General features: G+C 73.8%; 15 protein-coding genes and 1 pseudogene. 8 read left to right on the top strand and 8 right to left on the bottom strand.

Annotated elements, in window-relative coordinates:
* Positions 1–217: 217 nt before the first annotated feature.
* Both ACIA6C_RS11990 and ACIA6C_RS11985 read left to right on the top strand, forming a co-directional pair.
* Complete coding sequence (locus ACIA6C_RS11990; protein WP_399274873.1) at positions 218–1,117, top strand: RimK family alpha-L-glutamate ligase; 900 nt, start codon at positions 218–220, stop codon at positions 1,115–1,117.
* Positions 1,114–1,926 (top strand): RimK family alpha-L-glutamate ligase, encoded by an 813-nt coding sequence (locus ACIA6C_RS11985; protein ID WP_399274871.1) that lies wholly within the window; start codon positions 1,114–1,116, stop codon positions 1,924–1,926. Before ACIA6C_RS11990 ends, ACIA6C_RS11985 begins: the two co-directional genes overlap by 4 nt.
* Before the next feature lie 12 nt (positions 1,927–1,938).
* Here the strand turns inward: ACIA6C_RS11985 and ACIA6C_RS11980 are convergent, their stop codons facing one another.
* Positions 1,939–3,021, bottom strand: coding sequence for a DUF2330 domain-containing protein (locus ACIA6C_RS11980; protein ID WP_399274869.1), 1,083 nt, complete (start codon positions 3,019–3,021; stop codon positions 1,939–1,941).
* Between the two features lie 94 nt (positions 3,022–3,115).
* Here ACIA6C_RS11980 and ACIA6C_RS11975 point away from each other — a divergent pair, with 94 nt between their 5' ends.
* On the top strand, positions 3,116–3,595 hold the full coding sequence (locus ACIA6C_RS11975; RefSeq protein ID WP_399274867.1) for a hypothetical protein: 480 nt from the start codon (positions 3,116–3,118) through the stop codon (positions 3,593–3,595).
* A gap of 36 nt (positions 3,596–3,631) precedes the next feature.
* Here ACIA6C_RS11975 and ACIA6C_RS11970 read toward each other — a convergent pair whose 3' ends face one another.
* The 4 genes from ACIA6C_RS11970 to ACIA6C_RS11955 form a co-directional block, all read right to left on the bottom strand.
* Positions 3,632–4,297, bottom strand: a complete 666-nt coding sequence (locus ACIA6C_RS11970) for an HAD family hydrolase (RefSeq protein WP_399274865.1) — start codon at positions 4,295–4,297, stop codon at positions 3,632–3,634.
* A complete protein-coding gene (locus tag ACIA6C_RS11965) occupies positions 4,294–5,394 on the bottom strand; it encodes an ABC transporter ATP-binding protein (protein ID WP_399274863.1) in 1,101 nt (366 codons plus the stop codon). Before ACIA6C_RS11965 ends, ACIA6C_RS11970 begins: the two co-directional genes overlap by 4 nt.
* Positions 5,395–5,399: 5 nt before the next feature.
* A complete protein-coding gene (locus ACIA6C_RS11960) occupies positions 5,400–6,224 on the bottom strand; it encodes an ABC transporter permease (RefSeq protein WP_399276199.1) in 825 nt (274 codons plus the stop codon).
* A 223-nt stretch (positions 6,225–6,447) separates the two neighbouring features.
* Complete coding sequence (locus ACIA6C_RS11955; protein WP_399274861.1) at positions 6,448–7,440, bottom strand: hypothetical protein; 993 nt, start codon at positions 7,438–7,440, stop codon at positions 6,448–6,450.
* A gap of 133 nt (positions 7,441–7,573) precedes the next feature.
* On the opposite strand from ACIA6C_RS11955, the gene ACIA6C_RS11950 reads away from it, so the two are divergent.
* Positions 7,574–9,034, top strand: a complete 1,461-nt coding sequence (locus tag ACIA6C_RS11950) for a condensation domain-containing protein (protein ID WP_366082687.1) — start codon at positions 7,574–7,576, stop codon at positions 9,032–9,034.
* Here the strand turns inward: ACIA6C_RS11950 and ACIA6C_RS11945 are convergent, their stop codons facing one another.
* Together ACIA6C_RS11945 and ACIA6C_RS11940 are read right to left on the bottom strand one after the other, a co-directional pair.
* Positions 9,035–10,264 (bottom strand): RNA polymerase sigma factor, encoded by a 1,230-nt coding sequence (locus tag ACIA6C_RS11945; protein ID WP_399276197.1) that lies wholly within the window; start codon positions 10,262–10,264, stop codon positions 9,035–9,037. It lies immediately after the preceding gene.
* Positions 10,265–10,380: 116 nt separating this feature from the next.
* On the bottom strand, positions 10,381–10,740 hold the full coding sequence (locus ACIA6C_RS11940) for a YciI family protein (protein WP_366082688.1): 360 nt from the start codon (positions 10,738–10,740) through the stop codon (positions 10,381–10,383).
* A gap of 204 nt (positions 10,741–10,944) precedes the next feature.
* Here ACIA6C_RS11940 and ACIA6C_RS11935 point away from each other — a divergent pair, with 204 nt between their 5' ends.
* Complete coding sequence (locus ACIA6C_RS11935) at positions 10,945–11,322, top strand: hypothetical protein (RefSeq protein WP_361137290.1); 378 nt, start codon at positions 10,945–10,947, stop codon at positions 11,320–11,322.
* A 13-nt stretch (positions 11,323–11,335) separates the two neighbouring features.
* On the opposite strand, the gene ACIA6C_RS11930 is transcribed toward ACIA6C_RS11935, so the two are convergent.
* Positions 11,336–11,605, bottom strand: a complete 270-nt coding sequence (locus ACIA6C_RS11930) for a hypothetical protein (RefSeq protein ID WP_399274859.1) — start codon at positions 11,603–11,605, stop codon at positions 11,336–11,338.
* 118 nt (positions 11,606–11,723) lie between these two features.
* On the opposite strand from ACIA6C_RS11930, the pseudogene ACIA6C_RS11925 reads away from it, so the two are divergent.
* The 3 genes and pseudogenes from ACIA6C_RS11925 (at position 11,724) to ACIA6C_RS11915 (ending at position 13,578) form a co-directional block, all read left to right on the top strand.
* A pseudogene (locus ACIA6C_RS11925) lies at positions 11,724–12,061 on the top strand (thioredoxin family protein).
* Between the two features lie 129 nt (positions 12,062–12,190).
* The gene (locus ACIA6C_RS11920; RefSeq protein WP_399274857.1) at positions 12,191–13,378 is read left to right on the top strand and encodes a cytochrome P450; all 1,188 of its coding nucleotides are present in this window, start codon (positions 12,191–12,193) and stop codon (positions 13,376–13,378) included.
* 5 nt (positions 13,379–13,383) lie between these two features.
* Positions 13,384–13,578 (top strand): ferredoxin, encoded by a 195-nt coding sequence (locus ACIA6C_RS11915; protein ID WP_399274855.1) that lies wholly within the window; start codon positions 13,384–13,386, stop codon positions 13,576–13,578.
* Positions 13,579–13,609: the final 31 nt, after the last annotated feature.

Here is a 13,609-nt window from a genome sequence, read left to right as displayed (position 1 = left end):
TGGCAACAAGCCATCACTATAAGAGAATTGTTGATCAGTTTGGAAAGTTCTTGGTAAATGTGACGCTGAGTAATGGCCACTTAAGGCACTTCTCATGCGTTTTCTGTGGAATCCCCGGCTGGTACCGGACGATCATCACATTGCGGCCATGGCATCCTGTGACGTCACAACTCGCCGGGCGGGATCGGCGGACGTCCGGAAAATATGGGGAAGGTCCATGAGGCTCTGCTTCCTGGTGGAGGAGCACTACCGCCACGACGGCATGCCGAACGAGGTGATCCGGCAACTGAGCGCGTGGGGCCACCAGGTGGACGTGCTGCGGCCGGGCGGCTCGCTGCTGCGCATGACCGACCTGGTGCGGTCCGGGGTGCACGACGCCTGGGTGCTCAAGACGGTGTCCGGCGGCCCCGGTCTGACCATGCTCGAAGCGGCCGCCGCGACCGGGATGACCACCGTCAACGACGCGCGGTCGATCCGCGGTGTACGGGACAAGGCACTCGCCGCGGCCATCGGGCGCGCCCGGGGCCTGCCGCTGCCGCCGACGTACGCCGTGGCACGCCCCGAGCTGCTGGCGGAGATCCCGGAGTCCGAGTACCCGCTGGTCGTCAAGCCCGCCGACGGCAGCTCCGGCCGGGCGGTGCACCTCGTGGCCTCCCCCGACCGGCTCGCCGCGCTGCTGCCGCGGCTGGCCGGCGAGGGCATGCTCATAGCCCAGCCGTACGTACCCAACTCCGGTGTCGACATCAAGGTGTACTGCGTCGGCGGGGAGCTGTTCGCCACCGAGCGCTGCTCCCCCATGCACCCGGACCGCTCCGTGCGCGAGCGCCGGGTGCCGCTGCCCGCCGAGGTGGCCGCGATCGCCGCGCAGGTCGGCGTGGTGTACGGGCTGGACCTGTATGGACTGGACGTGCTGCTGGGCCCCGACGGGCCGGTGGTGGTGGACGTGAACGACTTTCCGAGCTTCCGTCAGGTGCCGCAGGCGGCGGCCCGCGTGGCCCGGGCCGTGCTGGACCTGTCCCGCGCCGGTGGCACGGCGGCGTGCCCGCCCCCGCGCACGGCGGGGCTCCACGTGTCGATCCCGGCGCAGGTCGCGGCCCGGGCGGGTGACGGCGCGTGAAGGTCGGCCTCATCACCCCGGACGCCGGGCACCCCCTGCTGGCGGGGACGGCCGCCGCGCTGGCCCCCGCGCACGAGGTGGTGGTGCTGGACCCGCGGGATCCGGACGCGGAGGCGGTGGCGGCCCGGGCGCCGGCCGACGTGTACCTCCTCAAGGCCCGCGACCCCCGGGCGCTGGAGCTGGCGCGGGCACTGGAGCGGCGGGGCGCGCCCGTGGTGAACTCCGCTGCGGCCACGGAGCGCTGCCAGGACCGCAGGGACATGGCGGAGCTGGCCCGCCGGGCCGGGCTGCCCTTCGCGGCGACGGCGGCCTTCCGTTCCCTGGACCGAATGGCCGAGCGGGCCGGCGACGGCCCCGGTCTGCCCGGCCTGCCCTGGCCCGTGGTGGTCAAGAGCCGGCGCAGCCGCAAGGGCGACCTGGTCGCGCGGGTCGACGACGCGGAGCGGCTGCGCGAGCTGTCCGCCGGGTGGGGCGAGGAGCCGGTGGTGGTGCAGGCCTTCGCCCCCAACAACGGCTGGGACCACAAGCTGTACGCCATCGGCGACCGGGTCTTCGCGGGGCTGCGGCGCTCGGAGCTGGCCCGCGAGGACGCGGAACCCGCCCGCTCCGGGACCGGACCTCCCGCACGGTGGGCGGAGCTGACGCTCCTCGTGGGCGAGGTGTTCGCGCTGGACGTCTACGGGGTGGACTTCGTCGACACCGGCGGCGGCACGCCGCTGATCGTGGACGTCAACGCCTTCCCGGGCCTGCGGGGCCGCCCCGGCGCCCCGGAGGCACTGGCAGCCCTGGCCCTGCGCCGGGCCGGATGACGGCGTGACTCCCTAAGCGCCTCCGGCGCCGCGCCGCCCGGCCCCGCGACGGATGAGGACCAGACCGAGGACCCCGGCTGCTGCGAGGGCGCCCGCCACCGTCAGGACCCAGGCCGGGGCACCGCCGACGGTGAGGAGTTCGTCGTGGTAGACGGCCCGCCGGTACGGGGTGTCCTCGGCCGTGGCGCGCAGCTCGTGGTCGCCGTCGATGCGGGCCGGCTCGGGGAACTCCTGCTCGATCGCGGTCAGGAACACCGGCCGGTCGGAGCCGGTGAGTTCCGCCACGGAGCCCCGCGGGGTGATGGTCCCGGCGAAGGCCACCTCCGGCGCGGACCCGCCGATCGGGGAGAGCGGCTCCATCCGGTGTGCGGCGAGGACGTACAGCCCGAGCGACTGGGCGGACTTGGCCGTCCGGGAGAGCCGCATCGGGTAGACGAGGCGGTCGCTGTCGAAGCTGATCCTCAACGGGTCCAAGTCTCCGCGCAGCGCCTTCGCCGGGTCGCGGGGGGCGAGGCGGACGGCTACGTACTCCCACTTCTGGTCCACGTACGGCCGCAGCTCCGTGGCGAGCCGGTCCGGCAGCTGGAAGCCGTTGGTACCCAGCCAGCGCCTGAGGGCGTCGGGGTCCGTGGCCGTCAGCCGGGCGACGTCGAAGTCGCCGAGCTGTTCGCGGCCGACCACACCCACGGTCGGGTCGCCCGCGCCCGGCATCGCGGCGCCGAGCCCGTCACGGGAACCGGAGGAGAAGGGCCAGTCCGCCTCACGCGGCCAGAAGTAGCCGCGGGTCCTGCGTTCGGGCACGGTGAGCCGGCCGAGGTCGGTGAAGAGTTCCGCCTTGCCGAGTCCGACCGAGGCGCGCCCGGGCACCGGCATGATCCAGGCGGCTTTCCTCGCGTCGCCGTCGACCCTGAACCGCATCACGATCTGTTCGGTCCGGCCATCCCAGCGCACGACGGAGGTCTCCCGCTGAACGCCGATCCGGGAGAAACCGTCGGGGATCATCGCTCCGCAGCCGCACGCGTACGCCGGGGCGACCAGGGACCCCAGCTGGGTCGCGAGCAGCGCGAACAGCAAGGTCAGGACTCTTGGTCTCATCTTGGCTTTCCACACGGCGACAGGGACGGCCGGCCGGCGGATCCGGTTCCCCGCCCCCTGGTACGGCCGCGCGGCGGGATCTCATAATTGCGCCATGAGACGGACGGACAAGCCGCTGCGCAGCCCGCTGGTACCGGAGGCGGTGGAGGCCGAGATCGCGCGGCACGCCTGGGAGTCCATCCCCTGTGGCTGCGGCCGCTCCGCCGGTCATCTGCAGGACGTGCTGTGGGACGCGGCCGAAGGTCATCCGGCCGCCTTCCACGCCCTGGCGGGGCACGTCTTCACGCCGGCCAGGCTCCAGCCGCCCGCGCCGGCGGCCTGCGGTGTGCTGATGGCCGTGTGGGCGGCGGGCCCGCCCCGGGAGACCACCCGCGAAGCGCTGCTGTGGACGCTGCTCGCCCTGCTCGGCACGGAGGACGACGGCGGCTCCCACGAGGCCGGCCTGTACGGGCAGTGCGCGGCCTTCATCCGCACGGCCCTGCCGGAGCTGCGCCGCGAGGCCGCGGCCGCACCCGGCTCGGTGACGGGCGCCTACGCGAAGGGCGTGGTCGACATCCTCGACCTCTGCGCGTGACGCCCGCCCCTGCGGCCGCGGCCCGGTCCGGCCCCGTCAGGCGGGCGGATGCCGGGTCAGGCACTCCCGCAGGACGTCCACGGTGACGTCCTCCAGGGTCCGGGCGAAGATACGCGCCGGGGAGCGCGGTACCGGCAGCAGGGACGGCACCACCAGTACCGCGCAGCCGGCGGCCTCCCCGGAGGCCACGCCGTCCGGGGAGGCCTCGACGGCGACGCAGCCGCCCGGGGCGACGCCGAGCCGCTCGGCGGCCGCCCGGTAGGGGTCCGGGTGCGGCTTGGTCAGCGTGGTGTCGTCGGCCGAGACGGTGAGGGCGAACGGGACGCCGGCCAGCGGGCCTTCGAGCACCGCGTCCATGACCAGCCGGGGGGAGGCCCTGACCAGCGCGAAGGGCACTCCCCCGGCCTCGAGGGCGCTCAGCAGCCGCCGTGCCCCCGGGCGCGGCAGCGCTCCGGCCCGCACCCGGCGCAAGAACCCCTCGGTGAGCGCGGCGCCCACCTCTTCGGCGTCGCCCGCGCCGCAGACCCGTACGAGATGCGCGGCGGTGTCCTCCACCGCCCGGCCGACGACCTCCGGCGCGTCGGCGTCACCCAGCCGGTGACCGAGTCCGGCGGCGGTCTCCTCGGTGGTCTCCCACCACAGGCCCTCCGTGTCGACGAGGGTGCCGTCCATGTCGAACAGGACCGCGGCGAGGGCGCTCACGCGGTGCTCGCCACGACGAGGACGGGCCGCTCGGCCAGGCCGACGGCCGCCCGCGCCCCGGGAACCAGGTCGCCGGCCGCGCGCGAGGGCAGGTCGGCCTTGACCGGCTCGCCGCCCGGCAGGTCGAGGTGGAGGCGGGTGACGGCGCCGAAGAAGGAGGCGGAGACGACGGTGGCCGTGCCGTCCGGGTCGGCGGTCGCGGTGACGTTCTCGGGCCGCACCAGCACCCAGACGTCCGGTCCCGCGGGCACGGGGCCGTCCACGGGCAGGCGGGCGCCCAGGACTTCCACGGTCCCGGAGTCGGTGAGCCGGCCCGGCAGCCGGTTCATGGTGCCGACGAACTCGGCGACGAAGGCGGTCGCGGGCCGCTCGTACAGCTCGGCGGGAGCGGCGCACTGCTCCAGCTTCCCGGCGTTCAGCACGGCGACCCGGTCGGCCATCGACAGGGCCTCCTCCTGGTCGTGCGTGACGAACACGGTGGTGATGCCGAGCGAGGACTGGAGGCGGCGGATCTCCTCGCGCAGGTTCGCCCGTACCTTGGCGTCCAGGGCCGACAGCGGCTCGTCGAGCAGCAGCACGCGCGGGCGCAGCGCCAGGGCGCGGGCCAGCGCGACGCGCTGCTGCTGGCCCCCCGACATCTGGTGCGGGTAGCGGTCGCCGTGGTCGGGCAGGCCGACGAGGTCCAGGAGTTCGGCGGCCCGTTCGTGGCGCTGCGCCGCGCCGACCTTGCGCACGCGCAGGCCGAAGGCGACGTTGTCGCGGGCGCTGAGGTTGGGGAAGAGGCTGTACGACTGGAAGACCATTCCGGCGTCACGGCGGTTGGCCGGCACCGCGGTGATGTCCTGGCCGTCCACCAGGACCTCGCCCGCGTCGGGCTGCTCGAAGCCGGCGACGACGCGCAGCGCGGTGGTCTTGCCGCAGCCGGAGGGGCCGAGCAGGGCGATGAGTTCACCGGGTGCGATCGTCAGGCCCAGTCCGTCGAGGGCGACGGTGGAGCCGAACGTGCGGCGCAGGCCGCGGAATTGGAGGCGCACGCCCGCGGGGGCGCCCGCAGCCGGCGTGCCCGCCGGCTTCCGGGCGGGAAGGGTGGTGGACATGCGGGTCAGGACTCCTTGCGGGAGGTGGTGACGGGTGCGGAGGCCGCCGCGGAGGGGCTGGTTCCGGCACGTGAGAGGACGAGCAGCAGCAGCCAGGTGATCAGCAGGCTGAGGATGGAGACGGCCACCGACATCCGGGCCTGGGCGCCGGAGATGGAGACGATCCACACCGCGAAGGGACGGAAGCCCAGGAGGGAGGCGATGGTGAACTCGCCGAGCACCAGCGCCAGGGTGAGGAAGGCGGCTCCGGCGAGCGAGCCCCGCAGGTTCGGGAGCAGGACGCGCAGGACCACGTACGGCCAGCTCGCGCCGCAGCTGTGGGCGGCCTCCACGAGGGTGGGCACGTCGATGGCGCGCAGACCCGCGTCGAGGGAGCGGTAGACGAAGGGCAGCGCCAGCACCGTGTACGCGAGGACGAGGACGACGGGGAACCGCTCGTCCTGGACGGCGATGAAGGTCTGGTAGAGCGGGGTCCGCGAGAGGTGCTCGGGTCCCCAGCGCAGCACGGTGGTGATGCCGGTGACCAGGGCGATGGGCGGCACCACCAGCGGCAGCATGCACGCCACCTCCACGACGGGGCGCAGCCTCGGCGAGCCGATCCGTACGGCCACCAGCGCGGGCATCGCGAGGAGCAGCGACAGCGCGATGGTGGCGGCGGCCAGGCTCAGGGACAGCAGCAGGCTCTCGGTGAAGCCGTCGGCGCCGAGCAGCTCGGTGTACGCCTCGAAACTGACGCCCCGGCCGGGCGCGTGCACGGTGAAGACGAAGGAGGCGACCAGCGGGGTGAGGAAGTACGCGCCCGCGAGCGCGAGTACGGCTCCGCGCCAGATGCGGGGGCGGGGACGGCGGACGGCGCGGGGCGCGGCGGCCCGGGGTGCCGGGGCCGCTTCGGGTGCCCGCCGAGCGGGCGACGGCTGACCGCTCGTCAGCGCGCTGCCGCGGCCCAGGGCGGCCGGTATCCCGACGGCACCCTGGCCCCGCCGGCGCACGGCCTCCCCGAGGACGCCGGGGCTCCCGCCCGCCGCGCTCCTCCCGCGCCCTCGGCCGGGCCGCTCACCGCGGGTCCGGGCGGCGGGCGCGGCTGCGGCGGCGGGTGGGGGCGGGGCCGTCCTCCTCGGCGGGCGGGAGCCGGTCGCGGGCTCGGCGCGCGGCCCGGTCGGCGGTCCGGCGGTGCTTCTCGGCCGCGGCGAGCTCCGCGTGGGCCTGTTCCCGGGCCGCCCGGGCCCTGGCCGCGTCCCGCTCCAGCCGCTCCGCGTCCGCGTCCGCCGAGGCGACCCGCCCGAGCGCCCGCTGCCGGGCCTCGTCCGCGGCCCGCAGCTCCTCCTCGGCGGCGGCCGCCGCCCGTTCGGCATCCCGCCGCGCCTCGGCCTTCCGTTCGGCGTCCCGTTCTGCCTTCCTGTCTGCGTCCCGTTCTGCCTTCCGCCCGTCCTCCCGCGCTTCGGGCAGCGCGGCCTCCTCGCGGGCCGACCCCGAGTCCCTGCGGCGCGCACCGGCCCGCTCCGCATCCCCGCGAGCCGCACCGGCCCGGCCGGCGGCGCGGGCCACCGCGTCCTCGGCCGGCGTCGGGAACTCCGTCACCGGCGTCGGGGGTTTCGAGAGCCGGCCCGACGCCCACTCCTCGGCCGCCGCCGGGTCGGCGAGGACGGTGCGCAGGATCTGCTCCACCTCCCGCTCCACCGCCTCCGAAACCGGCGTCCCCGCCTGCTCGGCCAGCCGTACGGCCTCCCGGGCCAGCGCCCCGATCACCACGTGCTGCTGGTGCGAGAGGTCGCGTAGCTGCTCCCCGTCCAGCGCCCGGTGCGCCTCCCGCAACGCCTGGCCGAGCTGGAGGAACTGCCCCACCTCCTCCGGATCGGCCCGCACCAGCGTGTTCGACGCCCAGGCGGCCAGTGTGGGGCGCCGCAGCCCCGCGACCCGCTTCGCGGCGGCCTGGTCACCCGCCGCCTTCAATCCGGCCGCGGCCTCGTCCCGGGCCGCCGTGAACCCCGCGGGCGGCGACACGTACAGGGCGTCGATGACCTGCTCGACGTCGTCAGAAGCTTCCACGCCGACCACTGTCGGTCATCACCGCCCGGGTACGACGGACCCCGCCCCCCGCGCGCCGCGCGGGGGCGTCACTTCCACGGGCCGGGTGTCGTTAGGCGCACGGGGTTGACTCGGGGGGCGAAGGGATGACGGAATGCGGCAGTTTCCTCTGGAGATGCACACCTTGGCGCCCGGACGGGTGGTCGAGTGGCTGGTGCGGTCCACGGCCGCCCGGGCCACCGGCCCCGGCGACGCGGCGGGCAGGAGGGCGTCCTTCAACCAGGACAAGCACTTCACGGTGGCCGAGGAGAGCCGGGGGGCCGACGACCCGGTGGCGTCCTGGCTCGCGGTGACGTTCGAGGTGCGCGGACCGCTCGACGAACAGGCCCTCGCCGAGGCCCTGCTGGCGTTCGTGCGGCGGCACGAGGTGCTGCGGTGCGAGTTCCGTCGCCTGGCCGGGGAGGTGGCGTGCGAGCCGCTCGCCGCGGACGAACTCGCGCTGGACGCCGTACCGGTGGGCGAGTTCGAGACCACCGAGCTGCTGCGCGCCTTCCTCGTGGAACGCTTCCGGCGGAGCATCGACACGCTGTCCTGGCCCCTGTTCACGATGGGCGCGGTACTGCGCGAGGACTCCGCCACCGTCTACCTCGCCTTCGACCACATCGTCTGCGACGGCATGTCGATGCCCATCGTGGTGAACGAGGTACTGACCGCCTACGAGGCCCTGTGCCGGGGCGAGCGCTCCGTCCTGCCGGCCACCGCTCCCAGCTACCTCGACTTCGCCGAGGAGCAGCGCCGCCGCTACCTCTCCATCGACGCGGACGACGAACGGCTCGGCTACTGGAAGTCGTTCATCGCACGCAACGGCGAGTTCTTCCCGAGGTTCCCGCTGGACCTCGGCGTGGAACCGGACCGGATGTACCCCATCGTCAACGAGGCCTCGCCGCTGCTGGACGCCGGTGAGGCGGAGGTCTTCGACAAGTCCTGTCTGGCGGTCGACGGCAAGCCCTTCATGGGGGTGCTCGCGGCCGTCGCGCTGTCGCTGCGCGAGGCCGGCGGGCCGGGCGTCTACCGGGGGTTCATGCCGGTGAGCGAGCGGGGCCGCGACGGATGGTCCGATTCGGTCGGCTGGTTCGTGAACACGATGCCGATCGAGTTCGACGCGTCGCCCGGGCGGGATTTCGCCCAGGTCATGGCCGGGATCAGGACGGGGTTCGGGGAGCTGCTCCGCCATATCGACGTGCCGTTCGTGCGGGCGTGGGAGCTGTTGGCGCCGCAGGAGTTCGCGGCCCGCTCCTGGCCCTACCCGGTGAACTTCTTCTCGTACATCGACATGCGCAAGTGCCGGGGCGCCGAGCGGCACGAGGACTGGCGGCCCGCCTCGCACGTGTGGTCGGCGCGGGCGAACGGGGCCTGCTCCTGGTACCAGCGCGACGCGGACGGGCTGCACATGAACTCGATCTACGTCGATACCCCCGCCGCCCGCCGCACCATGGGCGACTTCCAGGAGGCGCTCCGCGAGACGGTACGGGACATCGCCCGCTCGGGCGGATTCCGGCGGCCGATCGCGCTGACCGCGCCCCGTCGCCCGCTGGACACGCCCGTCCGGGTCTGATCACGGCGTGCCCAGGGAGCGCGCCCGGCCCAGCAGCAGTTCCCGTTCGCGCGCGTTGCGGGTGAGGGAGGCGGCCCGTTCGAACTCGGTGCGGGCTTCCGCCCGGCGGCCGAGCCGCTCCAGCAGGTCCCCCCGTACGCTCGGCAGCAGGTGGTAGGCGCGCAGCGCGGGTTCCGCCGCGAGGGAGTCGACCAGCGGCAGGGCCGCTTCGGGGCCTTCGGCCATGGAGACGGCGACCGCCCGGTTCAGCTCGACCACCGGTGAGGGGACCAGCCGGACCAGGCGTGCGTAGAGCGCGGCGATGGTCTTCCAGTCGGTGTCCTCGTACCGGAGGGCCCTGGCGTGGCAGCCCGCGATGGCCGCCTGGAGGGAGTAGGGGCCGGTGCCGGCGCGGCCGACGGCCTCGAAGCCGCGCCGGATGAGCATGCGGTTCCATTTGGCCCGGTTCTGGTCGGCGAGCAGGACCGGCTCCCCGTCGGGGCCGGTGCGGGCCGCGATCCGGGAGGCCTGGAACTCCAGCAGCGCCGCCAGGCCGTGGACTTCGCCTTCCTCCGGCATCAGCGCGGCCAGCACCCGGGCGAGCCGCAGGGCGTCCTCGCACAGGGCCGGGCGCACGAGGTCGTCTCCGGCGGTGGCCGAGTAGCCCTCGTTGAAGACGAGGTAGATCACTTCCAGGACGGAGGCGAGCCGGGCTTCGCGATCGGCTCCGTAGGGCACTTCGAACGGCACCCCGGCCTTGGCCAGTGCCCGTTTGGCGCGGACGATGCGCTGGGCGACGGTGGACTCGGAGGTGAGGAAGGCCCGGGCGATCTCCTGCGTGGTCAGGCCGCCGACCAGGCGCAGGGTGAGCGCGATGCGGGCTTCCGCGCCGAGCACGGGGTGGCAGGCCGTGAAGACCAGGCGCAGTACGTCGTCGTCGATGTCGTCGGGGGCCGCCGGTTCGGGCGGGGGCGGTACGTCCTCCAAAGTGCGGCCGACCTCCGCGAGCTTGCGCGCGTAGGTCTCCTTGCGCCGGACGAGGTCGACCGCGCGGTTGCGGGCGGTGGCCATGAGCCAGGCGGCCGGGTTGTCGGGGATCCCGGCCCGCGGCCACTGTTCGAGCGCGGCGACCAGGGCGTCCTGGGCGAGTTCCTCGGCGATGCCCACGTCCCGCACGATCCGGGCGACGCCGGCGATGATCCGCGCGGACTCGATCCTGAACACCGTTTCGACCGTCTGGGCCGGGGTCACTGCCGTCACGGCCACCCATCAGAGCAGCCGTGACGAGGCAGGGCAAACGGGGCTCGCCCGCGGGAGGCGACCGGGTCGCGCCGGCGGCCGGTCGGGCGCCGGCCCGGCCGCGGGGCTCAGCCCTCCGCGATCTGCCGGAGTTCGATGCCCACCGTCCACTCCTCGGGGTGGATCTCCAGGAACCGCTTGGTCCACTCCAGTGCCTCGGCCTTGTCCTTGGCCTGGAGGAGCGCGTAGCCGCCGACGACCTCCTTGGTCTCGGTGAAGGGGCCGTCGGTGTAGCTCAGCTTGCCCCCGGACCAGGTCACGCGGGTGCCTTCGGCGGTGCGGAGCAGTCCGGCGGTGTCCAGCAGCACCCCGGCCTTGGTCATCTCCTCCATCAGTCCGCCCATCCGCTCCAGGAAGCCCTCCGGGAAGGGGGTGTCCTCGGGCAGGCTCTGCTCGTCGATGCGGACCATGGAAAGGAAGCGCGGCATGGTGACTCCTCGGTCGGTGGGCGGGGCCTTTCCCCGCCTTTCACTCCTGTGTCGAACGGGAGGCGCCCGGATCGACAGCTCCCGGAGAACTTCTCGGGATTTTTTTCAAGGACGCCCGGGGGCTCGCCGGACCACCCGTGACCTACCCGCGAGTAGGATCGCGGGGCCGTCACCCCGTTCCCCCCTCCGAGAGGCCAGTCCCCCATGCCGCGCACACCCTCCTCACCTCTGCTGCTCGCCGGACTGCTGGCGACGGCGGGGGTGGCGCACGCCGTCAGGCCCGAGCAGTTCGACAAGATCGTCCCGCGTTCCCTGCCCGGCACCCCGCGGCAGTGGACGTACGCGAGCGGCGTGGCGGAGCTCGCCCTCGCAGCAGGGGTCGCGCATCCACGGACCCGTCGGGTGGCCGCTCTGGCCACGGCGGCGTTCTTCGTCGGCGTCTTCCCGGCCAACGTGAAGATGGCGGTCGACGCCCGCCGCGGCGCTCCCGCGGTGCGGGCCGTGACCCTGGCCCGGCTGCCGCTCCAGGTGCCGCTGGTGCTGTGGGCGCGCAAGGTCGGCCGGAGCGCCACGGCCGGCTGACGTCCGGCGTACGTCAGGGGCTGTCGCCCGACCAGTCCCAGCGCTGCGGGTCCGCCGCGCGGCGGCGGTAGTGGGCCCGGCCGCCCGACCCGTAGCGGCCTATCTCCGTGGGCAGGCGGGCCTCTTCGGTCAGCTGTGGCCCGCTCCAGCCGGTGACGTCGAGCAGGAGGCCGTCGAGCGGGCCGCCCACGAGCTCGCCGTAGACATGGCCGGGGCGCGGGCCGGGGTCGGGGTCGTCGTGGTCGGCGCCGTAGACCCGGCGCCGCAGCATCCTGTCGTCCATGCGTCCAGGCTGCCAGCCACCACTGACAACGCGCCGCGCCGCCCGGGGATGATGGGGTGCGCGGGCCACCACACGCCGGACCGGACGGGCCCGCCGGAACACACGAGGAGCAGCGCACATGGCACGTCGGGTACACCAGCCGCTGGAGGACCAGGAGTTCGATTTCATCCTTGGAATGTCCCCGGGGCCGGTTCTCGCCTATTTCACGGGCACCTGGCCCAAGGCCGTCGAGGCCTGCCGCGCCATGGACGTCCTCGTCGGGGAGCTGGCGCAGGAGTACGGGACGCGGTTGACCGCCGTACGGACCGACATCACCCGCTGCCCCGGCCCGACCAGGCGCTTCGGCGTGACGGGCGCGCCCACCGTGGTCCTCGTCAAGGACGGCGGGGCCGTGGCGTCCCAGGCCGGACCGATGACCCGCAGGAGTTCCGGGCCTTCCTCGATGCCCACCTCTGACCCCCCCGGACGCCCGATGGGCCCTTCGGGGGACATGCGGCCGGTCTGGCCGAAAGTGGCATAGGTGAGATAGGTGCCTAGGGCATGTAATGGAGCCGGCAAGACGGACCATCGCTCGCGAGGTGCTGCATGTCAGAAACCGTTGCCTTTCCCCAGGACCGGACCTGTCCCTACCACCCCCCGGCGGCCTACGCGCCCCTGCGGGAGACCCGGCCGCTCTCCCGCGTCACCCTCTTCGACGGCCGCTCGGTATGGGTGGTCACCGGGCACGCCGAGGCGCGCGCCCTGCTCTCCGACGGCCGGCTCTCCTCCGACCGCCAGAACGCCGCCTTCCCCGCCACGACCGAGCGCTTCAAGGGGCTGACGGCACGCAGGACCGCCCTGCTCGGCGTCGACGACCCCGAACACAACACGCAGCGCCGCATGCTGATCCCGAGTTTCTCCGTCAAACGCATCGCCGCCCTGCGGCCGCAGATCCAGCAGACCGTGGACCGGCTGCTCGACGGCATGGCCGCCCAGGGCTCACCGGCGGAACTGGTCGGCGCCTTCGCCCTGCCCGTGCCCTCCATGGTGATCTGCGCCCTGCTGGGAGTTCCGTACGAGGACCACGAGTTCTTCGAGGCGAAGTCGCGGCAGCTGCTGCGCGGCCCCGGACGGTCCGACGTGGAGGAGGCCCGCCACAGCCTCGACGCCTACCTGCGGGACCTGATCGGGCGCAAGCGCACCGACCCGGGCGACGGTCTGCTGGACGAACTCGTCGCGCAGCGCCTCGAAACCGGCCAGACCGATGTCGAGGAGCTGGTCGCCCTGGCCGTGATCCTGCTCATCGCGGGCCATGAGACCACGGCGAACATGATCTCGCTCGGCACCTTCACCCTGCTGCGCCATCCGGAGCAGCTGGCCGAGCTGCGCGCGGACCCTTCGCTGATGTCGGAGGCCGTGGAGGAGCTGATGCGGTTCCTGTCGATCGCCGACGGCATGCTGAGGGTGGCGACCGAGGACATCGAGATCGGCGGTGTCACGATCGGCGCCGACGACGGGGTGGTGTTCTCCACCTCCGTCATCAACCGCGACGAGTCGGTCTTCGCCGATCCCGACTCGCTGGACTGGCACCGTCCGACCCGTCACCACCTGGCGTTCGGTTTCGGCATCCACCAGTGCCTGGGCCAGAACCTGGCCCGCGCCGAGATGGAGATCGCCCTCGGTTCCCTGTTCGCGCGGTTCCCCGGGTTGCGCCTCGCGGAGGAACCGGACCGGATCCCCTTCAAGCCGGGCGACACCATTCAGGGCATGATCGAACTTCCCGTGGCATGGTGAGCGGCATGCGGATCTCCATCGACCGAGGCGTCTGCATCGGCGCCGGCCAGTGCGCGTTGACCGCGCCCGACGTGTTCACGCAGGACGACGACGGCTTCAGCGAACTGCTGCCGGGCCGCGAGGACGGCAACGGCAGCCCGCTGGTGCGCGAGGCCGCCCGGGCCTGCCCGGTCGCGGCGATTTCCGTGGAGGACGTCTGACGGACGGGCGCGGGCCGCAGCCGGGTGGTGG

The sequence above is a fragment of the Streptomyces sp. NPDC051578 genome (assembly GCF_044454045.1).
Classification (GTDB): Bacteria; Actinomycetota; Actinomycetes; order Streptomycetales; family Streptomycetaceae; genus Streptomyces.
The sequence above is the reverse complement of the archived record's forward strand: the minus strand, read 5'-3'. Positions and strand labels throughout refer to the sequence as shown.